The sequence below is a fragment of the Barrientosiimonas endolithica genome (assembly GCF_030296655.1).
GTDB classification, from domain to species: domain Bacteria; phylum Actinomycetota; class Actinomycetes; order Actinomycetales; family Dermatophilaceae; genus Barrientosiimonas; species Barrientosiimonas humi.
The window spans coordinates 2,194,210-2,217,543 of sequence record NZ_AP027735.1; the positions used below are offsets into that span (position 1 = coordinate 2,194,210).

Annotated in this window: 25 protein-coding genes and 6 pseudogenes; 6 read left to right on the plus strand and 25 right to left on the minus strand. The window is 73.5% G+C overall.

Features of this window, described 5'->3' with window-relative positions; genetic code table 11:
- Positions 1–14: 14 nt before the first annotated feature.
- Complete coding sequence (gene tsf, locus QUE40_RS11070; protein ID WP_289230993.1) at positions 15–842, minus strand: translation elongation factor Ts; 828 nt, start codon at positions 840–842, stop codon at positions 15–17.
- 54 nt (positions 843–896) lie between these two features.
- Positions 897–1,877 carry a 30S ribosomal protein S2 gene (gene rpsB / locus QUE40_RS11075; RefSeq protein ID WP_142005689.1) on the minus strand — a complete coding sequence of 327 codons (981 nt, stop codon included), beginning with the start codon at positions 1,875–1,877 and terminating at the stop codon, positions 897–899.
- A gap of 232 nt (positions 1,878–2,109) precedes the next feature.
- On the opposite strand from rpsB, the gene QUE40_RS11080 reads away from it, so the two are divergent.
- Positions 2,110–3,279 (plus strand): pyridoxal phosphate-dependent aminotransferase, encoded by a 1,170-nt coding sequence (locus QUE40_RS11080; RefSeq protein WP_289230994.1) that lies wholly within the window; start codon positions 2,110–2,112, stop codon positions 3,277–3,279.
- A 21-nt stretch (positions 3,280–3,300) separates the two neighbouring features.
- Here the strand turns inward: QUE40_RS11080 and QUE40_RS11085 are convergent, their stop codons facing one another.
- Positions 3,301–4,275, minus strand: coding sequence for a DUF3152 domain-containing protein (locus QUE40_RS11085; protein ID WP_289230995.1), 975 nt, complete (start codon positions 4,273–4,275; stop codon positions 3,301–3,303).
- Between the two features lie 185 nt (positions 4,276–4,460).
- Between QUE40_RS11085 and QUE40_RS11090 the strand changes: the two genes are divergently transcribed.
- Positions 4,461–5,072: a M23 family metallopeptidase gene (locus QUE40_RS11090; RefSeq protein ID WP_289230996.1), complete on the plus strand. Its 612-nt coding sequence runs from the start codon at positions 4,461–4,463 to the stop codon at positions 5,070–5,072.
- A gap of 28 nt (positions 5,073–5,100) precedes the next feature.
- Here QUE40_RS11090 and QUE40_RS11095 read toward each other — a convergent pair.
- A pseudogene (locus tag QUE40_RS11095) lies at positions 5,101–5,999 on the minus strand (tyrosine recombinase XerC); the annotation flags it as partial.
- On the opposite strand from QUE40_RS11095, the gene QUE40_RS11100 reads away from it, so the two are divergent.
- Together QUE40_RS11100 and QUE40_RS11105 are read left to right on the plus strand one after the other, a co-directional pair.
- Complete coding sequence (locus tag QUE40_RS11100) at positions 5,895–6,278, plus strand: hypothetical protein (protein WP_289233132.1); 384 nt, start codon at positions 5,895–5,897, stop codon at positions 6,276–6,278. The pseudogene QUE40_RS11095 and the gene QUE40_RS11100 sit on opposite strands and share 105 nt — an antisense overlap.
- 81 nt (positions 6,279–6,359) lie before the next feature.
- Positions 6,360–6,653, plus strand: a complete 294-nt coding sequence (locus tag QUE40_RS11105; protein WP_289233133.1) for a hypothetical protein — start codon at positions 6,360–6,362, stop codon at positions 6,651–6,653.
- Positions 6,654–6,929: 276 nt separating this feature from the next.
- Here the strand turns inward: QUE40_RS11105 and dprA are convergent, their stop codons facing one another.
- The 17 genes and pseudogenes from dprA to rimM form a co-directional block, all read right to left on the minus strand.
- The gene (gene dprA, locus QUE40_RS11110; RefSeq protein WP_289230997.1) at positions 6,930–8,051 is read right to left on the minus strand and encodes a DNA-processing protein DprA; all 1,122 of its coding nucleotides are present in this window, start codon (positions 8,049–8,051) and stop codon (positions 6,930–6,932) included.
- The gene (locus QUE40_RS11115) at positions 8,048–9,586 is read right to left on the minus strand and encodes a YifB family Mg chelatase-like AAA ATPase (protein ID WP_289230998.1); all 1,539 of its coding nucleotides are present in this window, start codon (positions 9,584–9,586) and stop codon (positions 8,048–8,050) included. The genes dprA and QUE40_RS11115 overlap by 4 nt, the downstream gene beginning before the upstream one ends.
- Positions 9,583–9,975: a YraN family protein gene (locus QUE40_RS11120; RefSeq protein ID WP_289230999.1), complete on the minus strand. Its 393-nt coding sequence runs from the start codon at positions 9,973–9,975 to the stop codon at positions 9,583–9,585. Before QUE40_RS11120 ends, QUE40_RS11115 begins: the two co-directional genes overlap by 4 nt.
- Positions 9,976–10,108: 133 nt before the next feature.
- Entirely contained in the window at positions 10,109–10,432 is a 324-nt protein-coding gene (locus QUE40_RS11125) for a DUF2469 domain-containing protein (protein WP_142005697.1), read from the minus strand.
- Positions 10,429–11,192, minus strand: a pseudogene (rnhB, locus tag QUE40_RS11130) (ribonuclease HII). Before rnhB ends, QUE40_RS11125 begins: the two are co-directional and overlap by 4 nt.
- A complete protein-coding gene (lepB, locus tag QUE40_RS11135; protein WP_289231000.1) occupies positions 11,189–11,947 on the minus strand; it encodes a signal peptidase I in 759 nt (252 codons plus the stop codon). Before lepB (QUE40_RS11135) ends, rnhB begins: the two are co-directional and overlap by 4 nt.
- Positions 11,944–12,588: a signal peptidase I gene (gene lepB, locus QUE40_RS11140; RefSeq protein WP_350227152.1), complete on the minus strand. Its 645-nt coding sequence runs from the start codon at positions 12,586–12,588 to the stop codon at positions 11,944–11,946. The genes lepB (QUE40_RS11135) and lepB (QUE40_RS11140) overlap by 4 nt, the downstream gene beginning before the upstream one ends.
- Positions 12,480–13,199 (minus strand): hypothetical protein, encoded by a 720-nt coding sequence (locus QUE40_RS11145; protein ID WP_289231001.1) that lies wholly within the window; start codon positions 13,197–13,199, stop codon positions 12,480–12,482. The genes lepB (QUE40_RS11140) and QUE40_RS11145 overlap by 109 nt, the downstream gene beginning before the upstream one ends.
- Positions 13,196–13,900 (minus strand): signal peptidase I, encoded by a 705-nt coding sequence (lepB, locus tag QUE40_RS11150; protein ID WP_289231002.1) that lies wholly within the window; start codon positions 13,898–13,900, stop codon positions 13,196–13,198. Before lepB (QUE40_RS11150) ends, QUE40_RS11145 begins: the two co-directional genes overlap by 4 nt.
- A 44-nt stretch (positions 13,901–13,944) precedes the next feature.
- Positions 13,945–14,307 carry a 50S ribosomal protein L19 gene (gene rplS / locus QUE40_RS11155; RefSeq protein WP_142005700.1) on the minus strand — a complete coding sequence of 121 codons (363 nt, stop codon included), beginning with the start codon at positions 14,305–14,307 and terminating at the stop codon, positions 13,945–13,947.
- A gap of 191 nt (positions 14,308–14,498) precedes the next feature.
- The gene (locus tag QUE40_RS11160; RefSeq protein WP_289231003.1) at positions 14,499–16,118 is read right to left on the minus strand and encodes a gamma-glutamyltransferase; all 1,620 of its coding nucleotides are present in this window, start codon (positions 16,116–16,118) and stop codon (positions 14,499–14,501) included.
- A 46-nt stretch (positions 16,119–16,164) separates the two neighbouring features.
- Positions 16,165–17,271: a DUF418 domain-containing protein gene (locus QUE40_RS11165; RefSeq protein ID WP_289231004.1), complete on the minus strand. Its 1,107-nt coding sequence runs from the start codon at positions 17,269–17,271 to the stop codon at positions 16,165–16,167.
- Positions 17,272–17,401: 130 nt separating this feature from the next.
- Entirely contained in the window at positions 17,402–17,710 is a 309-nt protein-coding gene (locus QUE40_RS11170; protein ID WP_350227153.1) for an HIT family protein, read from the minus strand.
- Positions 17,611–17,832: an HIT family protein gene (locus QUE40_RS11175; RefSeq protein WP_289231005.1), complete on the minus strand. Its 222-nt coding sequence runs from the start codon at positions 17,830–17,832 to the stop codon at positions 17,611–17,613. Before QUE40_RS11175 ends, QUE40_RS11170 begins: the two co-directional genes overlap by 100 nt.
- A 25-nt stretch (positions 17,833–17,857) precedes the next feature.
- A pseudogene (gene trmD / locus QUE40_RS11180) lies at positions 17,858–18,558 on the minus strand (tRNA (guanosine(37)-N1)-methyltransferase TrmD); the annotation flags it as partial.
- Positions 18,558–18,653: a hypothetical protein gene (locus tag QUE40_RS19855; RefSeq protein WP_491018182.1), complete on the minus strand. Its 96-nt coding sequence runs from the start codon at positions 18,651–18,653 to the stop codon at positions 18,558–18,560. The gene QUE40_RS19855 and the pseudogene trmD, both read right to left, overlap by 1 nt.
- Positions 18,654–18,727: 74 nt before the next feature.
- Positions 18,728–19,078: pseudogene (gene rimM / locus QUE40_RS11185) on the minus strand (ribosome maturation factor RimM); the annotation flags it as partial.
- 59 nt (positions 19,079–19,137) lie between these two features.
- Here rimM and QUE40_RS11190 point away from each other — a divergent pair.
- Together QUE40_RS11190 and QUE40_RS11195 are read left to right on the plus strand one after the other, a co-directional pair.
- A complete protein-coding gene (locus tag QUE40_RS11190) occupies positions 19,138–19,326 on the plus strand; it encodes a hypothetical protein (RefSeq protein ID WP_289231006.1) in 189 nt (62 codons plus the stop codon).
- Between the two features lie 11 nt (positions 19,327–19,337).
- Complete coding sequence (locus tag QUE40_RS11195) at positions 19,338–20,408, plus strand: MFS transporter (protein WP_289231007.1); 1,071 nt, start codon at positions 19,338–19,340, stop codon at positions 20,406–20,408.
- A gap of 138 nt (positions 20,409–20,546) precedes the next feature.
- Here QUE40_RS11195 and QUE40_RS11200 read toward each other — a convergent pair whose 3' ends face one another.
- The 4 genes and pseudogenes from QUE40_RS11200 to QUE40_RS11210 form a co-directional block, all read right to left on the minus strand.
- Complete coding sequence (locus QUE40_RS11200) at positions 20,547–20,789, minus strand: RNA-binding protein (RefSeq protein ID WP_142005707.1); 243 nt, start codon at positions 20,787–20,789, stop codon at positions 20,547–20,549.
- Positions 20,790–20,793: 4 nt separating this feature from the next.
- Positions 20,794–21,036, minus strand: coding sequence for a sunset domain-containing protein (locus tag QUE40_RS19690; RefSeq protein WP_433997081.1), 243 nt, complete (start codon positions 21,034–21,036; stop codon positions 20,794–20,796).
- 99 nt (positions 21,037–21,135) lie between these two features.
- A pseudogene (gene rpsP / locus QUE40_RS19695) lies at positions 21,136–21,576 on the minus strand (30S ribosomal protein S16); the annotation flags it as partial.
- Positions 21,577–21,794: 218 nt separating this feature from the next.
- Positions 21,795–23,317 (minus strand): annotated as a pseudogene (locus QUE40_RS11210) (helix-turn-helix domain-containing protein).
- Positions 23,318–23,334 lie beyond the last annotated feature (17 nt).

Consider the following 23,334-nt stretch of genomic DNA (forward strand, 5'->3'; position numbering starts at 1 on the left):
CGCTGCGCGTCCGGTCAGACGCCGACCTTGAAGCGGGCGAAGCCGGTGACCGTCGCGCCGCCCTCCTCGGCGACCTTGCCGACGGTCTTCTTGGTGTCCTTCGCGAACGGCTGCTCCAGGAGCACGTTGTCCTTGAAGTAGGAGTTGACCCGGCCCTCGACGATCTTGGGGAGCGCAGCCTCGGGCTTGCCCTCCTCCTTCGCCGTGGCCTCGGCGACGCGACGCTCGTTCTCGACCGTGGCGGGGTCGACCTCGTCACGGCTGAGGACGGTGGGGCTGAAGGCCGCCACGTGCATCGCGACGTCGCGAGCCACCTGCTCGTCGCCACCGGCGGTGGCCACCAGGACGCCGATCTGCGCGGGCAGGTCGGGGCTGGTCTTGTGCAGGTAGGCCACGACGTTGTCGCCCTCGAGGCGCGCCAGGCGACGCAGCTCGATCTTCTCGCCGATCGCGGCGTTGGCCTCGTCGAGGACCTCCTGGACGGTCTTGCCGTCGAGGTCGCTCGCGAGCAGCGCCTGCGGGTCGGCCGCGCCGACCTCGACGGCCTGGCCCAGCACCCGCTCGGCCAGCTCGCCGAACTTCGCGCCCTTGGCGACGAAGTCGGTCTCGCAGTTGATCTCCAGCATCGTGCCGACGCCGCCCTCGACGGCGGCAGCAACCAGGCCGTTGGACGCCGAGCGCCCCTCGCGCTTGGTGACGCCCTTGAGGCCCTTGACCCGCAGGATCTCGGCGGCCTTGCCCTGGTCGCCATCGGCCTCGTCGAGCGCCTTCTTGACGTCGAGCATGCCGGCGCCGGTCTGCTCGCGCAGGGACTTGATGTCAGCGGCGGTGTAGTTCGCCATGTGCGTGCTTCGCTCCTTCGCGAATGTCAGCGGTGGATGTACGACGCAGCCGGCTCAGGCCTGCTGCTCGCCCTTGGCCTGCTCGCCCTGAGCCTGCTCGCCCTGGGCGACGCCCTCGGAGACCTCGGCGGCCTGGCGCTCGGTGGCCTCGGCGACCGCGGTGGTCTCCTCGGCCGGGGCGCCGGCGGTGTCGACCGCGGCGGTCTCGTCGGCGGCCTTCGCGGTGGAGGTCGGGCCGGTGACGGTGTCGCTGTCGGCAGCCGCACCCTCGGAGGCCAGCAGCTCTCGCTCCCACTCGGCCATCGGCTCCTGGGCGGCGTCGGCGCTCTCGCCCGACTTGCCCTGCGAGCGCGAGATCAGACCGTCGGCGACGGCGTCGGCGACGACCCGGGTGAGCAGCGTGACGGAGCGGATCGCGTCGTCGTTGCCCGGGATCTTGTAGTCGACCTCGTCGGGGTCGCAGTTGGTGTCGAGGATCGCGATGACCGGGATGTTCAGCTTGCGCGCCTCGGTGACCGCCAGGTGCTCCTTCTTGGTGTCGACGACCCAGACCGCCGACGGCACCTTGGCCATGTCACGGATACCGCCCAGGGTGCGCTCGAGCTTGTCCTTCTCGCGCTTGAGGACGAGCAGCTCCTTCTTGGTGCGGCCCGAGCCCGCCACGTCGTCGTAGTCGATCTCCTCGAGCTCCTTGAGCCGGGTCAGACGCTTGTGGACGGTGTTGAAGTTGGTGAGCATGCCACCGAGCCAGCGGTGATTGACGTAGGGCATCCCGACCCGGGTCGCCTGCTCGGCGATCGACTCCTGCGCCTGCTTCTTGGTGCCGACGAACAGGATCGTGCCGCCGTGGGCCACAGTCTGCTTGATGAAGTCGTACGCGTCGTTGAGGTAGGTCAGCGACTGCTGCAGGTCGATGATGTAGATGCCGTTGCGCTCGGTCATGATGAAGCGCTTCATCTTGGGGTTCCAGCGACGGGTCTGGTGCCCGAAGTGGACGCCGCTCTCCAGGAGCTGGCGCATGGTGACGACGGCCATGCCGAGGTCCGCCTTTCGTTGTGAGGTTTCCAGTTGTTCGACGCCTCGAGGGCGTCATGCCTGGTGTCCTGACGCGCACCCCCGCCACGCGAGGTGGCGGACTGCGGACGCGCGCCCCGGCAAGGCAGCCGGAGCAGGACACGCGAATTCGACCCGTCGGGACGGGTCGTGTCTCCAGCGTACGCCAGCAGCGCCGTTCTGCGGAAATCTCACCGGCCGTACGCTGGCGGGGATGGACACTCCCCTCGTGCCTCGCATGCGCCGGTTCGGCACCACGATCTTTGCGGAGATGTCGCAGCTGGCGACCCGCACCGGTGCGGTCAACCTCGGGCAGGGCTTCCCCGACACCGACGGCCCCGCCCTGATCAAGGACGCCGCCGAGCGGGCGATCGCCACCGGCGACGGCGGCGCGAACCAGTACCCGCCCGGCCGCGGCATGCCCGCGCTGCGCGAGGCGGTGGCCGAGCACCAGCGCACCCGCTACGGCCTCGAGCTCGACCCGGAGACCCAGGTCATCGCCACGGTCGGCGCGACCGAGGCGATCGCGGCGAGCGTGCTCGCGCTGTGCGCACCCGGCGACGAGGTGGTGACCTTCGAGCCCTACTACGACTCCTACACCGCGATGTTCGCCCTCGCCGGCGCCGAGCACCGCACGTGCACGCTGCGCGCGCCGACGTACGCCATCGACGAGGACGAGCTGCGCGCCGCCTTCTCGCCGCGCACCCGCGTGGTGCTGCTGAACACCCCGCACAACCCGACCGGCAAGGTGTTCACGCGCGCCGAGCTGCAGCTGGTGGCCGACCTCGCCCGCGAGTTCGACGCGGTGGTGGTGACCGACGAGGTCTACGAGCACCTGACGTTCGACGGCGCCGAGCACGTGCCGATGGCGACCCTGCCCGGGATGGCCGAGCGCACCCTGACCATCGGTTCGGCCGGCAAGTCGTTCTCGCTCACCGGGTGGAAGGTCGGCTGGCTGTCCGGGCCCGCCGAGCTGGTGCAGGCGGCGCTCACCGTGAAGCAGTACCTCACCTTCTCCGGCGGCGGCCCGTTCCAGCTGGCCGTGGCCGAGGGGCTGCGGCACGGCGGTGACTTCCTCGCGGAGCTGCGCACCGACCTGGACCGCCGGCGGCACCTGCTGGTCGACGGACTGCGCAGCGCGGGGTTCGAGGCGTGGCTGCCGCAGGGCACCTACTTCGCGGTGGCCGACGCAGCGCCGCTGGGGTGGACCGACGCGACCGAGCTGTGCTGGAAGCTGCCGGAGCTGTGCGGCGTCGTCGCGATCCCGGTGTCGGCCTTCCACGACGACCCGGCGGCCAACGCGAGCCTGCTCCGGTTCGCGTTCTGCAAGGACGACGCGGTGGTCACCGAGGGCGTCGAGCGGTTGCAGCGCCTGCGGCGCTGACCGCGGGCGGGCGGGCCTGGGTCAGCCGCGCGTGACGGTCGGGTAGATGTTGGGCCGGCAGCCCTGGAGCCCCTTGGACTGCTGCAGCATCACCGGCGCGAGCCGGCCCTTGCCGCCGCAGCTCACGTGCGGGTGACCGAGCTCGTGCCCGACCTCGTGGTTGATCTGGTAGGTGCGGTAGTCCGCGCCGCGCCCGGCGTACGACGGGGTCGCCGTGGCCCAGCGGCGGTAGTTGAGCACGGCGGTGTCGTGGTTGGCGCACGACCAGGTGCCGTCGGTGCTGAGCGGCTTGCACATCTGGTCGGTCTTGTCGGGCGACACCAGCGCGATGGTCAGCTTGGGCCTGGCGCCCTTCTTCAGCTCCTCGGGCGTGACCTGCACGAACCGCACGCCGTCCTGCTTCTGCCAGCCCTTGGGGTCGCGCAGCGTCTGGCCGACCGTCCGCGCGGCGGCGACCTTGTCGATGCCGAGCCCTTCCTCGACCTGGAAGGCATAGGTGACGACGCGACCCTTGCCGCGGGTGTCGTCGCCCGGCACGAGAACGGGCGTGAGCCGGCCGTTGCCGCGGTCGGGCACGGCGGTTTGCGACGCGGTGGGCTTGGCGGACTTGGTGGGCTTGTCGGAAGGGGTGGCCTTCGCGGTGCTGCGGGAGGCCGACAGCTCGGGGGTGGGTGTGGCCGACGAGGGCGTCGCGGCCTCGCTGTGCGCCTCGCTCGGGGTGGCGGCAGCGGGGGCGGGCCCGCCCCGGCTTGCGCCGGACACCGCGGCGAGCGAGCCGTTGACCTGGGCGGGCGCGTCGGCGGCCCGGGCGACACCGATGGCCGCGCTGCCCGTGGCGAGCACCACCAGCGTGGCGGCGATGGCGCGGCGGGTGCCGAGCGGCAGCGACGGCGGCTGCCGGTGCCGCCCGGGCGCGGGGGCGGCATGGCGCGGGGTGTGCGTCGAGACGACGGACGTCGGTCGGCCGGCGCGACGGTGCCGGCGGGTCTGCTCCACGACCAGCACCGTAGCGAGGGCGGACCCCCGCAGGGGTGAGCCACGCCACATCTGGGGACAACCTCGCCCGGGGGCGCCCGCACCTGTCCCCCCGCCGTCCACACGTACGTCGGCGGCCGGCTCGTCGTGCACAGGCCCGGCTCGCACCGTTGCCGGACGCGGCTGCCCACCGCGATGGTCTGGCCATGGGGACCTTCGCCTGCTCGGTGCTGCTGACCGCGCTCGGCGCCTGCGCGGCGGCGCCGGCACCACCGTTGGCGCTGCGCGCGGCACCGCTGACGGCCGCGGCTGCCACGGGCGCGGCTGCCACGGGCGCACTGGCTCCGGACGCGCTGGCTGCGGACGCGCCGGTGCCGGGCGGGCAGGACCCGGCACCGGCGTACGGATTCGGCTGGCCGCTGCAGCCGCAACCGCCGGTGGCCCGGGCGTTCGAGCAGCCACCGCAACCGTGGGCGGCCGGTCACCGCGGGGTCGACCTGACGGGCGCAGCGGCCCAGCCGGTGCTCGCGGCAGGTCCGGGCCGGGTGACCTTCTCCGGCGTGATCGCCGGGCGGGGTGTCGTCACGGTGGAGCACGCGAACGGGTGGCGCACGACGTACGAGCCGCTCGAGACCCGGGTCGGGCAGGGGGCGCAGGTCGAGCGCGGCGACCGGATCGGCACGCTCACCGCCGCGTCGTCGCACTGCTCCCCGGCGGCCTGCCTGCACTGGGGCCTGGTGGTCGCGCCCGACGACTACCGAGATCCGTTGACACTGCTGCAGATCCAGCGTGTCGTGCTGCTCCCGCTCGACGGGTAGGCGGGCGTCGCTCCGGCGGGTCAGGCGCGGGGTGCGCCTGCTGGAACGAGCGCCGCAGCCGTTCGGTGGAGACGTGGGTGTAGATCTGCGTCGTCGACAGCGAGGCGTGCCCGAGCAGCTCCTGCACCATGCGCAGGTCGGCCCCGCCCTCGAGCAGGTGCGTCGCGGCGCTGTGCCGCAGCCCGTGGGGTCCGAGGTCGGGCGCGTCGGGCACGTGGGCGAGCAGCTGGTGCACGACCTCGCGCACCTGCCGCGGGTCGACCCTGCGGCCGCGCCGGCCGAGGAAGACCGCGGCCTGGCTCTCCCCCGTCACGAGCTGGGGACGTCCGCGCACCAGCCAGGCCTCGATCGCCTCGGCGGCGGGCACGCCGAACGGGACGGTGCGCTGCTTGTCGCCCTTGCCGGTGACGCGCACCGTGCGCTGGTCGCGATCGAGGTCGTCGACGTCGAGGCCGACGAGCTCGCTGACCCGGATGCCGCTGGCGTAGAGCAGCTCGAGCATCGCGCGGTTGCGCAGGTGCACGGGGTCGGCGTCGTCGGAGGCGACCGTCGCGACGTCGAGCAGGGCGGTCGCCTCGCGCTGGCGCAGCACCCCGGCAGGTGCTTGCTGCGGCGCGGTGCGAGCAGCCGCAGCGACGGGTCGGTGTCGACATGACCGGTGCGCAGCGCCCAGCGGAAGAAGGTGCGCGCCGCGGCCGACCGCCGGGCGATCGTCGAGCGCGCGGCGCCGCTCTCGGACATGGCGGCCAGCCAGCTGCGCAGGTCGGCCAGCCGCACCGCGCGCCACGCGTCGATGCCCGCGCCGGTCAGGTGGGTCGCGAGGTGGCGCAGGTCGCCGACGTAGGCGCGCTGGGTGTGCGCCGACCGGTTGCGCTCGGAGCGCAGGTGCCGCTCGAACGCCTCGATCAGGTCGGCCAGGTCACTCACCCGGCCAGCCTAGGCAGGCGCGCGGCGCCGGGCCCGCAGGCGCGGCGCGTCGATCAGGGCTGCGCGGGTGACGTCGATCCGGTCGCCTGGTCACCCGTCGTGCTCGGGGTGGCGGCCGGCGCGGGAGCGCTCGCCGGGTCGCTCGCGCCGGAGTTCGCCGGCGTCGAGGTGCTGGTCGCGGGACCGCCCGTCGAGGTGTCGGCCGAGGTACCGCTGGTCGAGGTGGCGGTCGTCGAGGAGCTCGAGCTGCTCGACGTGCTGGTCTCGGCACCCCGCTGACCGCCGCACGGCACGATGGTCACGCTCAGCGTGCCGCTGCGCAGCAACGTGCAGCCGTCGGCGCTGTAGACGGAGTAGCCGATGGTGGCCGACGTGACGTTGGGCGTGCTCACCCGGAAGCTCAGCGTCGGGGTGGTCGCGCTCCTGGCCGCCACGCAGGTGGAGGTCGTGCCGCACGTGCTGGTGCAGCTGCCGCGGGTGATGCTCGGGCTGCCCTGCAGGCTGCCCTGCCCCGGCGTGACGCTCGTGATGGTCACGACCGCATCCGTGCTCAGCGTGGAGACCAGGCTGAGGGTGACGGAGACGTCGGAGAAGTTGCTGCCCGTGCGGCATGCGGTCAGCGCGGTGACGGTCACCTGCCCCGACGCGGCATAGACCGGCACGACGGCACCGACGGCAACGGCCGGCGCCGTCCACGCGGCACCCTTGGCAACAGCACGTCTCGAGATCGCGGACATGTGCGGACTCCCCACCCCAGTTCGTGGGCCCCCAGGTCCGGCAGCGTTCCCCCACCGCCGGACGAGAACAGGGCTCGTTCCTCAGAACGTAGGTCACCCGGACGGGCGTGGCGAACGCTCAGCGACTTGTTGCACAGATCACTCTCGCCTGAAACAACGCGCGTCGGCCCGACCCACCCGGCACCGCCCCGGCTCACACGCGCAACCAGCCGCGCCCGTCGTGCTCGGCGAGCCCGCGCGCCTCCAGGGTCGCGAGCAGCGTCTGGGCGCGGATCAGCTCCAGCCCGGCCGAGAGGCTCACCTTCGTCGCGTCGCTGGTCCTGCTGCGGCTGAGCGCCTCCCACACCGCGAACTCCTCGGGGTCCAGCGCGTCCTGCGGCCGCTCCGGGCTCCGGCGCAGCGGCACCAGGTGCTCGCCCATGCGACCGACCTGCTCGAGCACGTCGTCGGCACCGGTGACCAGCACCGCGTCGGTCTCGCGCAGCAGCTCGTGCGCGCCCGCGCTGGAGGCCGACGTGACCGGCCCTGGCACCGCCATGACGGGTCGGTGCAGCTCGCGGGCCCACCGCGCGGTGTTGAGCGAACCGGACCGCAGACCGGCCTCCACCACGACGGTCCCGCGGCTCAGCGCGGCGATCATCCGGTTGCGCGCGAGAAACCGCGAGCGCAGCGGCGCGGTGCCGGGCGGCGCCTCGGTGAGCACCACTCCCCCGTCGGCGATGTCGACCAACAGCTGGGAGTGCACCAACGGGTAGGCCCGGTCGATGCCGCACGCGAGCGCGGCGACGGTCGGCCCTTCCGCGGCCAGGGCGCCGCGGTGGGCGGCGCCGTCGATGCCGTACGCCGCTCCGGACACCACGACCGCGCGGGCCGCGGTGAGCCCGAACCCGATCTCGGACGCCACGTGCTCGCCGTACGCCGTCGCACCCCGAGCGCCCACGACCGCCACTCCGCGCTCGGTCAGCTCGTCCAACCGGCCGGACCCGCGCAGCCACAGGCAGTGCGGCGGGCGCTCGAGCTCGTCGAGGGCGTCGGGCCACTCGTCGTCGCCGGGCACGATCACCCGCGACGCGCTCCAGCGGGTCGCGCGCAGATCGGCCTCGAGGTCGAAGTGCGCGACGCGGGTCGCGGCGCGACCCTTGATCGAGCTGCTGCCGGACAGCAACCGCACCACCGCCTCGACGTGCCCGAAGCCGGCGATCTCCTGGTAGGCGCCGGCGAGCAACGGGTCGGTGAGCCGGGCCAGAGCCATCCGCGCCCGCCGCTCCGCCTCGTGCGGGTCGTCGGTGCCGAGCAGGTCGCTCGTCGTCGTCACGCCGCCACCTCCGGGATGCGGCCGCGCATCGCGAGCGCGCGCAGGACGTCGTCGGGCCCGGGCCGCTCGCGCCCGGCCAGGTCGCCGATCGTCCAGGCGACCCGCAGCACCCGGTCGTAGCCGCGCAGGGTCAGCGACCCCCGCTCGAGCGAGGAGTCCAGCAGCCGGGTCTCGGCGGCGGGCAGGCGCCAGGCGCTCTCGCGCAGCAGCGCACCGGGCACCGCACCGTTGATGGTCCAGGTGGTCCGGCGCCACCGGTGGGCCTGCCGCTGCCGGGCCTCGGCGACCCGGCCGGCGACGACCGCGCTGCTCTCGCCCGGCCCGCTGCGCAGCGCGGCGCGGCTGACCGGCAGCACACTGAGCTGCAGGTCGACGCGGTCGAGCAGCGGCCCGGACAGCTTGGCCAGATAGGTGCGTTGCACGAGCGGCGTGCAGGTGCAGCCCTCGCCGCGACCGACGCGGCGTCCGCAGCGGCACGGGTTGGCCGCGAGGATCAGCTGGAAGCGCGCCGGGAAGCAGACCATGCCCTGCCCCCTGGCCACGGTGACGCGCCCCGACTCCAGCGGCTGGCGCAGCGCCTCGAGCACGTCGCGTCGGAACTCCGGCACCTCGTCGAGGAACAGCACCCCGCGGTTGGCGCGGGAGATCGCCCCTGGCCGCACCCGACCCGTGCCGCCGCCGATGATCGCGCTCATCGACGCGCCGTGGTGCGGCGCCACGAACGGCGCGCGGTCGATCAGCGCCCGGTCGCCGAGCTCCCCGAGCACCGAGTGGACGGCGGTGACCTCGAGCGCCTGGGGCCGCGTCAGCCGCGGCAGCAGCCCGGGCAGCCGCTCGGCCAGCATCGTCTTGCCGGCGCCCGGCGGGCCGATCATCGCCAGGTGGTGGCCGCCCGCGGCCGCGATCTCCAGCGCCGCCCGCGCCTCGTCCTGCCCGGCGACGTCGGCGAGGTCCGGCCCCTGCTCGTCGTACGTCCGCAGCGGCTCGGGGATCGGGCGCGGCTCGACCGCTCGCCCGCGGTGCAGGTCGCGGCAGCGGCGCACCAGCTCGGCCAGGTCGGCGACCGGCACCACCTCGACGCCGTCGACGAGCGCGGCCTCGGCGGCGTTGGCGACCGGCACGACGACCGTGCGCACCCCGGCCGCGGCCGCGGCGAGCACGGCGGGCAGGACCCCGGGCACCGAGCGCACGGTGCCGTCGAGCCCCAGCTCGCCCAGGTGCACCACCCCGGCGACCTGCTCGGCCGGCACGGTCTGGCTGGCCGCCAGCACCGCCACGGCGATCGCCAGGTCGAAGCCGGCCCCGGTCTTGGGCAGCGACGCCGGCGACAGGTTCACCACGATGCGCTGCCCGTGCATCGGCAGGTCGGAGTTGGTGATCGCGGCGCGCACCCGCGACGGCGACTGCGCGCACGCCGTGTCGGGCATCCCGCTGATCCCGAAGTGGGGCAGGCCCGGACCGGTGTCTGCCTCGACGTCGACGAGCGTGCCCTCGATCCCGGTCACCGCGACGCAGCGCGTGCGCCCCAGGCTCATCCGGTCACGCCCTCGACGTGCAGGATCTGCGGCGGCGCGGAGCCGTCGACGATCACCCCGATGACATCGATGCGCACGTCGCCCGTGCCGGGGCCGTGCGCGCGGCACCAGGCGGCCGCCAGCCTGCGCAGCCGCGCCGCCTTGGCCCAGGTGATCGCCTCCAGCGGCGACCCGTAGGTCAGCGAGCGACGGGTCTTGACCTCGACCGCGACCACGCACCCGCCGTCGGGCGTGCGCGCCACGATGTCCAGCTCACCCTCGCGCCCGCACTGCCAGTTGCGGTCGAGCACGGCGTATCCCTGGTCGCCCAGGTAGCGCACCGCCATGTCCTCGCCGAACCTGCCGAGCGCGCCGCGCACCCCTGTCGCGGCCTGTCGTCCGGTCGCCATCGGCACCACCTCCTGGCACCACGGTGGCCAGGGACGGGACCGCCCACCAGGGCGCGGAGCGGGCCTGTGGAAACCGCCGTCGCCGACGGCGCCCTGTGCACGACGGGCCGCCGCCGGCGCGGACGTACGGCGCTCAGCCGGGGAAGGTGTCGCCCTTGGGGATCTCGATGTCGGACTTGGCGATCTCCTCGACGTTGACGTCCTTGAAGGTGATCACCCGCACCTTCTTCACGAACCGCGCGGGGCGATAGACGTCCCACACCCAGGCGTCGGTCATCCGCACGTCGAAGAAGACCTCGCTGCCCTCGCCGCGCACCTGCAGGTCGACGTCGTTGCACAGGTAGAACCGGCGTTCGGTCTCGACCACGTGGCTGAACAGCCCTACGACGTCTCGGTATTCGCGATAGAGCGCCAGCTCCTGCTCGGTCTCGTAGCGCTCCAGGTCCTCCGCACTCATACGAGCTCCTCCATCGGCGTGGACGCGGCGTCGGCCCGGGTCGCCCCGGTGTGCGCCTGTTCCTCGACCCCTTCGACAGCCTCGGCCACCTCGGCCTGCGCCGCGGCGAACCGGCGCCACGACCGGCGGTGCTGCACGCACGGCCCGTGCTCGTCGAGCGCGTCGAGGTGCTCCTTGCAGGAGTAGCCCTTGTTGCCGGCCCAGCCGTAGTGCGGGTGCTCCTGCGCCATCTCGACGAGCATGCCGTCGCGCTCGACCTTGGCGAGCACGCTCGCAGCCGCCACCGACGAGCAACGCATGTCGGCCTTGATCATCGTGCGCACCGGCGGCGTCACCGGCCCGTCGTCGCCGCACGCGAACAGTCCCGCGCGGGCCGGGTCGGTGAGCCAGTCGTGGTTGCCGTCGAGGATGACCAGGTCGGGCACGACGTCCAGCTGCGCCAGCGCACGCGTGCCGGCGAGCCGCAGGCAGGCCATGATGCCGTGCTCGTCGATCTCGGCGGCCGAGGCGTGCCCGACGGCGTACGCCCTCGCCCAGCGCCGCACCTTCGGCACCATCCGCTCGCGCGCCTGCGGCGACAGCAGCTTGGAGTCGCGCACCCCTGCGGCACCGTGCGGGTGCTCTCGTCGACCACGACGACGCCGACCGACACCGGGCCGGCGAGCGCCCCGCGGCCGACCTCGTCCATGCCGGCGAGCAGGGCGTAGCCCTCGCGCTGCAGCGACCGCTCGACGCGCAGGGTGGGCTTGCGCGGGGTCATCGGGACGGCACCTGGCTGAACACGGCGCGCCCGTCGGGCGGGGTGCCGAACCGGCCGATGGGCCAGACGACGGCCCACACCTTGCCGGTGACGACCGAGGTGGGCACCGAGCCCTCGGACCCGCCGGAGCGGCCGTCGTGGGCGCGGGAGTCCTCGGAGTTGCTGCGGTTGTCGCCCATGACCCACAGACGGCCGTCGGGCACCCGCACGTCGAACGGCACCGCGCTCGGCTGCACGCCGGGGCTGAGATAGGTCTCGTCGATCGCCGCGCCGTTGACCGTGATGCGGCCCCGGTCGTCGCAGCAGACCACGTGGTCGCCGCCGACGCCGATCACCCGCTTGACCAGGTGCTGCTCGCCCGCGGGGTAGAGCCCGACGAACTGCAGCGCCCGCTTGGCCGCGCCGCCCACGCCCTCGCTCTCGGGCACCGGCGGCAGCCAGCCGTTGGGGTCCTCGAACACCACGATGTCGCCACGCTGCAGGTCGTCGTTGCTGCCGGGCAGCTTGTTGACGACGATCCGGTCACCGGTGATCAGCGTCTGCTCCATCGACCCCGACGGGATCCAGAACGGCTGCACCAGGAACGTCTTGACCAGGAACGACAGCGCGATCGCGATGGCCACGACCATGGTGTACTCGCGCACCCGCCACCAGAACCCGTGCCGGGCCGGCTGGGGCTGGGGCGGTGTCTCGGGCTCGGTGTCGCGATCGCGTGCGGTCGCGTCGGTCTCGTCGCGCGAGGCGTCGTCGGTCACGGATCGTTCACCTTGTCGAAGGTCGAGGAGTAGTCGCTCAGCCACCCCATCCTGCCAACCGGCCACACGATGACCACCGCGCGCCCCGTGATCTTGTCGATCGGGACCGACCCGGCCCGGCCCGTGCCGTCGTCGTGGTAGCGCGAGTCGGAGGAGTCCGAGCGGTGGTCGCCCATCACCCAGACCCGCCCCGCGGGCACCCGCACGTCGAACCGCAGGTCGCTGGGGTTGTCACCGGGCTGCACGTAGGGCTCGGTCAGCGGGGTGCCGTTGACGGTCAGCCGCTGCTGCCGGTCGCAGCACACCACCCGGTCGCCGGGCATCCCGATCACCCGCTTGATCAGGTGGTTGTCGCCCGCCGGGTAGAGCCCGACGAACTCCAGCGCCGTCGCCACCGGCCCGCGCTCGGGCGTCTGGGTCTGCAGCCAGCCGCCCGGGTCCTCGAACACCACGACGTCGCCGCGGTTCAGGTCGAACGGCCCCGGAGTCAGCTTGCTCACCACGACCCGGTCACCCTCGATCAGCGTCTGGTTCATCGACCCCGACGGGATCCAGAAGGGCTGCGCCAGGAAGGTCTTGACCAGGAAGGAGATGACCAGCGCGATCGAGATGACCAGGCCGACCTCGCGCAGGAAGACCAGCCACCCGCTGCGGCGCGGCTCGTCGTCCTCGGAGCCGTCGGCCTCCTCCCCTCCTGCCGTACGCCGTCCGCCGGCTCGTCCTGACCGGCACCCGGCTCGGCCCGGCCGGCACCCTGACCGGCACCCGGCTCGGCCCGGCCGGCACCCCGGCCGGCACCCGGCTCGGCCTGGCCGGCCTCCTGCCCGGCGACGGGCGCACCCGCGCCGGGAAGGCGTACGGGCCGGTCGTGCTGCGGCAGCCGCAGGGCGGGCTGGGTGGCGGCCTCGTCGCGGCCGGCCGCCGGGGCGGGATCGCGCGGCGTCACCCCGGGCAGCGCGTGCCGGGACTGGGCCTGGGTGGTCTCCCCGTCGGACGGCGACGAGGTCTGCCCGGCCTCGCGGGCGTGCAGCGCGCTCAGGTCGATGCTGCGGGTGCGCCCACCGTCGAGGGCCTGGATCTCGACCGTCTCCTCGGTCGACTCCGGCCCGTCGGCCTGCCCGCCCGGGCGGCGCTCCGGCTGCGGCCGCCCCGCGCGCCCCGCGCGCTCCGGCCCACGCGCGCCCGAGGACTCCCCGGAGCGCCCACCGAAGCCGGGCAGCCGCCGGCGGCGGCCCTCGTCGGCGTCGCTCACAAAGGTCCCCGATCCGTGGTGAGGGTGGCGGAGGCCTCGAGGCCCCCGGCGCGGTCCAGCGGCCAGTATCTCCCGACCACCTGGCCGATCACGTCATCGACCGGCACCGTTCCGCCGCCCGGGCTGCCGAGGTGGTTCCGGGAGTCCTCGGAGGCGCCGCGGTTGTCGCCCATCACCCAGAGCCGACCCGGTGGGACCGTGATGTCGAACGGGCTGAACGTGCCGGTGCGGCTGGCGTACGGCTCGGCCAGCGGCCGCCCGTTGACGCTGACCCGCCCGGCCTCGTCCATGCGCACCCGGTCGCCGCCGACGCCGATGACGCGCTTGACGTAGTCGGCCTCGCCCTGGCGCACGCCGATCGCCTGACCGGCCTTGCGCACCAGCTCGGCGACCCCCGTGGCGGGCGCCTGCTCGAGGTCGGGCCCGAGCGAGCGCCGACCGTCGAACACGATCACGTCGCCGCGGCGCACCTCGTCGGCCGAGGGCTTCCAGACCACGATCCGATCGCCGCCGGCGAGCGCCGGCTCCATCGACCCGGTCGGCACGGTGAACGTCTCGACCACGAGCCCGCGGGCCAGGACGATCACCGCGAGCGCGACGAGCAGCAGCAGCGGCCAGCGCCGCCGGGAACGCGACGACGGCGCGACCGGGGAATCGGTCGCGCCGTCGTCGGACGATGCGGGGGTGGCGGGCTCGGTCATGGCCAGGCGAGCCTAACGGCGCCGGCTGTGGCCCGCGCTCCGCCTCAGGCCTGGTTGGCCGGGGTCTCGCGCTTCTCGCGGATCTTGGCAGCCTTGCCGCGCAGGTCGCGCAGGTAGTACAGCTTCGCGCGGCGCACGTCACCGCGGCTGACCAGCTCGATGTGGTCGATCACCGGGGTGTGCAGCGGGAAGGTGCGCTCGACACCGACACCGAAGCTGACCTTGCGGACGGTGAAGGTCTCGCCCACGCCCGAGCCGTGGCGGCGGATCACGACGCCCTTGAAGACCTGGACACGGGAGCGGCTGCCCTCGATGACCTTGACGTGGACGTTGACGGTGTCACCCGCGCGGAAGTCGGGGACGTCGTCCCGCAGGCTGGCCGCGTCGAGGGCGTCGAACTTCTTCATCGTGTGCTTCTCTCTCGTGGCGCCACAGGTCGCCACCGTCGAATGATCGGGTGCGCGTGCGCTTGTGTCGGCCGCATGACCGGGGGCGAGCTCGCCCTCCGTCACTCCCCCTGCGGCGGGGGCCGAACCGTGCACGACGCGACCACCCATGGTGCCAGATCCCGCGTCGTCCCGCGAAATCGTACGTCCGCTCAGGCCGTGAGATAACCGGCCGAGCGGCGGGGGTCGGCGTGCGAGGAGATGGTGCGGCGGTCCCAGTCCACGTCGAGGGCCTGGGTCGAGCCGAAATCGACGCGCCGGGCCTGCGGGACGACCTCGACGCGGTAGCCGCGCTGCGTCATCGCCTCGCGCAGCGCCGCCGTCTCCAGCTGCAGCCGCCCGTCGTCCAGCAGGAACCGGTCGGCCGGCACCGCCTGGGCCAGGCTCTGCCCGTGCAGCGCCCACCGGGTCACCACGTGCGCGGTGGTGTTGGGGATGTAGCGGCCGCCGGGTGTCCCGATCACCAGCACCGGGCGGCGCCGGTCGTCCAGCAGCATCGACGGCGCGCTCCAGGTGACCGAGCGGCGGCCGGGCTCGGGCTGGTTCGCGTCGGTGCTGCCGATGTCGTCGAACCGGCCGATCTGGTCGTTGAGGAAGAAGCCCGCGACGTACTGCCCGCTCCCCCAGTAGTTGGTGATCGTGTTGGTCATCGACACCGCCGTGCCGTCGGCGTCGACCACCGAGACGTGCGTGGTGTTGGGGGCGCCGGCGTACGGCTTGGTGCCGGCGGTCGGCTGCGCCGGCAGCGACCGGGCCAGCCGGGCGTTCTCGCTCGGGTCGGTGAGCCGGTCCACCGGCACCGAGACGAAGTCGGGGTCGCCGAGCACCGTCTGCACCGAGCGGTCGGCCACGTCCCACGCCTTCGACTGCAGGTCGACGAACTCCGCCGAGCCGGGCTCGGCGTCACCGATGCCCGCCGCCTCCGCGATCTGCAGCATCTGGATGATCGCCGCGCCAGGGAGGGCCGGCGCGCCGGACAGCACGGTGAAGTCGCCGAACGGGCCGCTCGCGGGCGCCCCCTTCTGGATCCGGTACGCCGCGAGCGAGCGCAGGTCGATGCCGTCCACCTTCACCAGCTGCCGGGCCAGCGCGCCGCGGTAGAAGTCGTCGGGACCCTCGGCGCCGAGCCGGCGCATGGTCGCGGCGAGGTCACGCTGCACCAGCCGCTGCCCCTCGGCCAGCGGCCGCCCACCGGCGCCCTGGAAGTGCTTCAGCGACCGGGTCACCCGGCGCCCGAGCGGCGCGCCGATCGTGTCGGCGAGGTATTTCGAGACCGGTGCACCGTCCTCGGCCAGCGCCACCGCCGGGGCCAGCAGGTCGGGCCACGCCACCGTGCCGTGCTCCTCGTGCAGCCGCGCCATCCCCGCCACGAACCCGGGGATGCCCGTGCCCGACTCGGGCACCTTGCCCGAGGCGTCGGCGACCTCGCGGTAGTCGTAGTTGGCGGTCGCGCCGCCCTTGACCACGATCGCCGCACCGCCCCCGCCGATCCCCGACGACGCCGGCTGCAGCACGGCGTCCGCGAACGCGGTGGCGATCGCCGCGTCCACCGCGTTGCCCCCGTCGCGCAGCACGTCCATGCCGGCCCGGCTGGCCAGCGAGTGACCCGAGCTCACGCCGTACGTCCCCAGCCGGGGCCGCGCGGACGTCGCCGGGGCCGGGGTCGAGGAGGTGGGCGCGGGCGTGCCCTCGGAGCTGCTGGTCGCCGGGCTGCGCGAGCCCTGCCCGGTGCACGCCGCCAGCGGCAGCGCCAGCGACGCCGCCGCCAGCACCCGCCGCCGCGACGGCCCCCGCGCTCCTCGCGCTCCTCGCCGCCGCTCATGGAGCCACCGGCCTGGTCGCCCCACCCACCGGCCGCAACCACGAGGCGCGCACCACCCGCTCCAGCGGGCCGATGGCGTACCTGCTGCGCCAGACCCAGGAGAAGACCAGCAGCCCGACCACGATCACCGCGCTCAGCACCATGCCGCCGGCCAGCGTCTCGGCCTTGCCCGTGGCGGCCAGCACCAGGTAGTGCCCGACGTAGCAGGTCAGCGCCAGCTGCCCGGCGTAGACCAGCGGCCGCGCCAGCGTGGCGATCCGGTCCCAGAACCGCAGCAGCAGCCCCAGCACCAGGATCGCGCCGCCCACGCTGCTGATCAGCCACAGCGGCATCTGCCCGTGCGCGGCACCGGTGAGCAGCTTGAGGTATCCCTCCTCGGCGGAGGCCCCGAGCAGCCCCGGCGTCACCAGGCTGGCCGCGAGGCCGCCCACCGCGGCCACCCCGCCCCACAGGATCATCGCGTGCTGCGTGCGCCGACGGCTCAGCTCGAGACCGGCGACCCACATCCCGACCATGAACGGCACCGCCCAGCTGAGCAGCGGGTAGGGCCCCGACACCAGCGAGCTGTGCACGATCTGCCCGACCGGGTCGGTCAGGGTCACCGGCTCGGTCAGGTGCCGCACGGCCGCACCGGCCGAGGTGTGCATGACGATCACGACCGGACCGGCCACCGCCCAGACCAGGGTGAGCCACAGCAGGGCGCTGCGCGGGACGTACTGCAGCGCCAGCGCCAGGGCGAACAGCAGACCGTACGTCGGCAGAATCACCCCGATCTGCGGCGTGAGCAGCTGCAGCGCCAGACCCCCGAAGAACAGCAGCCCGGCACGCCACAGCAGCACCGGCCAGCGGCGGGCGTCGTCCCGGCGCGAGCGCAGGAAGAACGACATCCCGAGGCCGGCGATGAGCACGAACAGGATCGACGCGCGGCCGTACGGCGCCAGGTAGAGCCGCCCCAGCACACCCTCGGTGCGGGTCGGGCCGACGTTGACGATCACCATGCCGACCATCGCGAGCCCCCGGGCAGCATCGATCGCCAGCAGGCGTCCGGTGCCGGACTGCCGCTGGGCACGGGTCGACGGGGTCGGTTCGGTCGAGCGGGCCATGAGGTCGGGCTCCCCGTCAGGTGCGGGACGGGCCTTCGCAGGTACGCATGTCACGCCGACACTAGGCCGGTCGCCTGGGAGCCGCATGGGTCTGCGCTGTTCGCCGGAGCAACGGCGCACGGGCGGGGCGTCAGCCCGACGGCGCCTCGAGCGCGCGGGCGAGGCGCGCGGCGTAGTCGGCCGACTCGGCCGCGTCGACGTACTTCGTGCGCGGCCAGAAGAACCCGCGCAGCCCGTCCCCCTTGGTGCGCGGCACGACGTGCTGGTGCAGGTGCGGCACCGACTGGCTGACCACGTTGTTGTTCGCCACGAACGCCCCCTGCGCCCCGAGGCCGTCCGTCACCGCGCGCACCAGCCGCTGCTGCAGGTCGACCCACTCCAGGTGCAGCTCGGTGGGCAGGTCGAGCAGGGTCTCCAGGTGCTCGCGCGGGACGAGCAGGGTGTGCCCTTGAACACCGGCCGCGCGTCGAGGAACGCCACGAACCGGTCGGTCTCCAGCACCACGTCGGCGGCGGTGTCGCCGGCGACGATCGCGCAGAAGACGCAGGGCCGCTCAGCCACGGTCGCCCTCGACGCCCGGCTCGACCTCCAGCGCCGCGAGGGCGGCGAGCAGGTCGGGCCGGCGCTGGGCGGTGCGGTCGAGGCGCTGCTGGTGGCGCCACGCCGCGATCCTGCCGTGGTCGCCCGACAGCAGGATCTCGGGCACCGAAAGCCCTTGCCACACAGCGGGTTTGGTGTAGATCGGGTATTCCAGCAATCCGTCCTCGTGCGACTCCTCGACGAGCGACTCGGCGTTGCCCACCACGCCCGGGAGCAGCCGCGCGACCGCCTCGACGATCGCGAGCACGGCCACCTCTCCCCGTTCAGCACGTAGTCGCCGAGCGAGACCACGCGCACGTCGAAGGTCTCCCGCGCCTTCTCGTAGACGCGCTCGTCGATGCCCTCGTAGCGCCCGCACGCGAACGCGATCCACGGCTGCTCGGCGAGCTCGCGGGCCATCGCCTGGGTGAACCGCTCCCCGCCGGGACCCGGGATGATCAGGACGGGTCGCGAATCTCCTTGCGCCGCAACGTGTTCCAGCGCCTCGCCCCACGGCTGGGGCTTCATGACCATGCCGGCGCCACCGCCGTACGGCGTGTCGTCGACGGTCCGGTGGCGGTCGTGGGTGAAGTCGCGCAAGTCGTGCACGTGCAGGTCGACGATGCCGTCGCGGCGGGCCTTGCCGATGAGCGACAGGTCCAGCGGCGCGAGGTAGTCCGGGAAGATCGTGACGACGTCGAGCCGCATCACGACTCCAGGTCGAGCAGGCCCGGCGGCGGGTCGAGCACCACGCGCCCGCCCTCGAGGTCGACCTCGGGGACCATCTCCGCCACGAACGGCACGTACGCCCTCCCCCGTCGGCCTTCTCGATCTCCAGCAGGTCCTGGGCCGGCCGGGTGTGCAGCGCGGCCACCCGACCGATCTCGGCACCGCCCGTGTCGACCACCGACAGACCGACCAGGTCGTCGGCGTACCACCCGTCCTCGTCCTCCTCCGGCTCGGTGGAGGCGGCGAGCAGCCGGGTGCCGCGCAGCTGCTCGGCGGCGGTGCGGTCGGGCGCCTCCTCGAACGCCAGCAGCTGGATGCCGTTGTGCACGCGCGCCGAGCGCAGGGTGAGCGGGCCCCGCTCGGGCGGCTCGGTCGCGAACGCGGCGCCCGGCACGAACCGCTCCTGCGGCGCGTCGGTGTGCAGCTGCACCGTCACCTCACCCTTGAGCCCGTGCGCCTTGCCGATGCGCGCGACCACCACGTCCGTCATGGCGCCCATCCTGGCAGGAGCGCCGATATGGCCCCGCGCGCGGCCCGGCGAACCTACGCTCGCGAAGCATGACCTCGCCGCACGTCACCCCTCCGCTGGTGCGCGACCCGCACGCCGACCCGGTCGAGCGCGCCTCGGGCGGCTGGATCGCCCGCGTGTCCCTGACCTGCATCGCCATCTGGATCGGCATGTACGGCCCGATCCAGGTGCTGCTCGGCCTGCAAGCCGCGCGCTTCTCCCCGACCACAAGGAGCTGACGCTCGGCATCGTGACCGGTGCCGGCGCGGCGGTGTCGACGATCGCGACACCGCTGTTCGGGGCGCTGTCGGACCGCACGACGTTCCGGATGGGGCGTCGGCTGCCCTGGGTGGTGGGCGGCACGATCGGCGGCGCGGCCTCGCTGGTGCTGCTGGCGTACGCGCCGGGTGTGGGCGTGATGATCCTCGGCTGGTGCCTGGTGCAGGCGTTCCTGCACGCCGCGATGGCGGCGGTGCTCGCGGCGATCCCCGACCAGGTGCCGGTCGACCAGCGCGGTGCGGTGAGCGGGTGGTTCGGCGTCACCCAGACCCTCGGCGTCGTGGTCGGCACCGGCGTCGCGGCGACGGTCGGCGGCATCCGGGCGGGCTACATCGCCTGCGCGGCGCTGCTGCTGGTCTTCGCCCTGCCGTACGTCCTGCGCAGCAACGACATCCACCTGCCGCGCACGCACCTGCGGGCGTTCAGCTGGCGGGAGTTCGCGCGCGGCTTCTGGATCGACCCGCGCCAGCACCCCGACTTCGGCTGGGCCTGGCTGACCCGGTTCATCATCAACCTGTCCAACGCGATCGGGCTGCTCTACCTGCTGTACTTCCTCACCGACGCCGTCGGCCGCGCGGACCCGCCGGGCGACCTGTTCGTCCTCACCCTGATCTACGCCGGCTGCCTGATCGTCACCGCCGTCGTCTTCGGGGTGCTGTCCGACCGGGTCGGCCGCCGCAAGATCTTCGTCATCGCCTCCGGCTTCGTCATGTGCGTCGCCGGCTTCACGCTGGCCTTCAGCCCGACCTGGACCGGCGCGCTGGTTGGCGCGGTGCTGCTCGGCTCGGGCTTCGGGGTCTACACCGCCGTCGACTTCGCGCTGATCACCCAGGTGCTGCCGGTCGCGACCGACCGCGCCAAGGATCTCGGCGTGGTCACCATCGCCGCCTCCCTGCCGGCCGTGCTCGCCCCCGTGGTGGCCGCCCCGATCATCGCCGCGTTCGCGGACAAGTCCACCGGCTACCGGGTGCTCTACCTCGTCGCCAGCCTGATCGGCCTCGTCGGCGCCTCGCTGGTGACCCGGATCCGCTCGGTGCGCTGACCCACCCCACCCGCCCCCGGCGTACGCCCGCCGCCCCCGGTGACGACGGCGGCACAGATACCACGACGGCGGCACAGAAATTATCTGTGCCGCCGTCGTACTTCATGGGCCGCCGTCGACGATGCCGGGTCCGGTGCGTCAGCGCACGCGATCGGTGTCGACGATGTCGACCCGGACGCTCTTGCCGCCGGCGAGCGCGCCGATGACGGTGCGCAGCGCAGAGGCCGTACGTCCGGAGCGGCCGATCACGCGCCCCAGGTCGTCGGGGTGGACCCGCACCTCGAGCAGGTCACCGCGGCGGCCCTGCTTGTGGCGCACGACGACCTCGTCGTCGTGGTCGACGATGCCCTTGACCAGGTGCTCCAGCGCTTCCTCGAGCACCGGATCAGGCCTCGGCCGACTCGCCGTCGCCGGCCTGGGCAGCCTCGCCACCGGCCGGCTCGAAGCCCGCGGCCTTGGCGGCGTCGGCGGAGCGGAACCAGACCTCGGCCTCGGTGGAGTCGTACCAGCGCGAACCGGGCACGTGGTACTTCATCGAGTCCTTGTTGCCCTTGACGTCGAAGCCCGCGGGAGCGGAGCCGTCAGCGTTGGTGCGGGCCGAGTCGGGGCCGAAGTCGCCCTCGGTCACCGAGGCGTCGACGACCTCCTCGCGGATGTCGGCCTTGCCCTCCTCGACCGGGACCTCGGTCTGCGGCGCGGCGGTCGCGGCGGCGGCCTCGTCGGCAGCCTCCTGCTTCTCGCCCTTGGCCTCGGGGGTCTCGGTCTTCTTCTCCGCCTTCTTCTTGGCGGTGGTCGCGCCGCCCTTGGCGGAGCTGTCGTCGGCGTTCTGCGCGGAGGCCAGCGCGGCCTCGTACAGCGCCTTCTTGTCCGGCTTCGGCTCGGCGACCTGCAGGGTGCCCTCGGCACCGGCCTCGCCCTTGTGCTTCTGCCAGTCACCGGTGATCTTCAGCAGCGCGGCGACCTGCTCGGTCGGCTGCGCGCCGACGCCCAGCCAGTACTGCGCGCGCTCGGAGTCGATCTCGATGAGGCTCGGCTGCTCCTTGGGGTGGTACTTGCCGATCTCCTCGATCGCCCGGCCATCGCGCTTGGTGCGCGAGTCCATGACGACGACGCGGTACTGCGGCTGGCGGATCTTGCCGAGGCGCTTCAGACGAATCTTGACGGACACGTGGTGTGTCTCCTGTTTCTGTGTCAGGTGAGGCACGGCGAGACCGGGTGGGGAACACGCGGGGAGCCGCAGCTCGGGGGTAGGCGTGCGGTCACGAGGTAGAGGGCTCGAGACGCACGGGTACGCCGCAACAGTGTGCCAGAGCCGGGCCGGAGCCCGGAAATCGTGCCGGCCGTACGCCTGCCGCACCTCCGGCGCCGCACCTCCGGCGTCGCGCCTCAGGCGGGCGCGTGCCGGTCGAGGAAGTCGTAGACCTCGGTGTCGTCGACGCCGGGGAACACCCCGGGCGGCATGGCGGCGAGCAGGTGGGAGTGGGCCCGGGCCGAGGGCCAGGCCTGCCCCTCCCACCGGTGCGACAGCGCGGCGGGCGGCTCGGCGCAGCAGCCGGGGTCGGGGCAGCGCGACTTCGAGCGCGAGGTCGTCTCGCGGCCACGCATCCACTTCACGTCCTGGTATCGCACGCCCACGTTGACCGCGAACAGCCCGTCGTGCGTGCGGTCGACGACCGCGGTGCACCAGTAGGTGCCGGTGCGGGTGTCGGTGTACTGCTGGTACGCCTGCGACAGGTCCGGCTGCAGGAACACCTGCCGCGCGGTCCACTCGCGGCACACCCGCTGCCCCTCGATCGCGCCGCTGGCGTCGGTCGGGAAGTTGACCCCGTCGTTCTCGTAGGCCTTGTAGATCACCCCGTCGCGCGAGATGCGCATGAAGTGCACGGGGATGCCCAGGTGGTGGGTGGCCAGGTTGGTGAACCGGTGGGCCGCGGTCTCGTAGGACACCGCGAACGCGTCGCGCAGGTCCTCGATCGCGATGTCCTTGTCCTTCTTGGCCTGCTGCAGCTGCGCCACGGCGTCGCGCTCGGGGATCAGCAGCGCCGCCGCGAAGTAGTTGATCTCGACCCGCTGGGACAGGAAGTCGGCATAGCTCTCGGGGACCTCGTGCCCGAGCACCAGGTGCCCGAGCGCCTGCAGCGCCAGCGAGCGCGAGTCGTGCTGACCGGCCTCGGGCTGCGGCAGGTAGACGCGCTTGTTGCGCATGTCGGTGACGGTGCGGGTCGAGCCGGGCAGGTCGGAGATGTGCACCAGCTGGTATCCCAGGTGGCCGGCGAGCCGGTCGACCGAGGCGCGACTGATCGGGCCGCCGGGGTGCTTGATCGCGGCCAGCAGCTCGCCGGCGGCGTCCTCGATCTCGCCGAAGTAGTTGTCGGCCGCGCGCATCCGCTCGCGCAGCTCGGCGTTCGCGAGCCGCGCGTGCTCGGGGTCGCCGCCCGCTCGGCCTGCACCGCGGCCATCGCCTCGTGCATGCCGACCAGCGCCTCTAGCGCCTCCATCGGCAGCCGCGGCCCGATCTTCACCGCCGGCAGCCCCAGCTGCTGGTAGGACTCGGCCCGCTGCGCGCGCTCGAGCCGGATCTCCAGCGAGGCGCGCCGGGTGGGCGGCGCGGTGGTGAGCAGGTCGGCGAGCGGGGTGTCGAGCGTCTCGGCCAGCGCGGTGAGCACCGACAGTCGCGGCTCGCGCTTGCCGGTCTCGATGAGCGACAGCGCCGAGGGTGACATGCCGACCTGCTCGGCGACGTCGCCCAGCGTGCGCCCGGCCTCGGTGCGCACGTGCCGCAGCCGCCGGCCGATGGTGAGCGCGTCGGGAGCCGCGGAACCCTTGGACTCCGGGGCCGTCTCGCGCCGGGGCCGGGTGAGGCGACCTTCGCGGGCGGGTGAAGAAGTCGTACTCATGACACCCATCATGCCTGGCGACCGGGCGA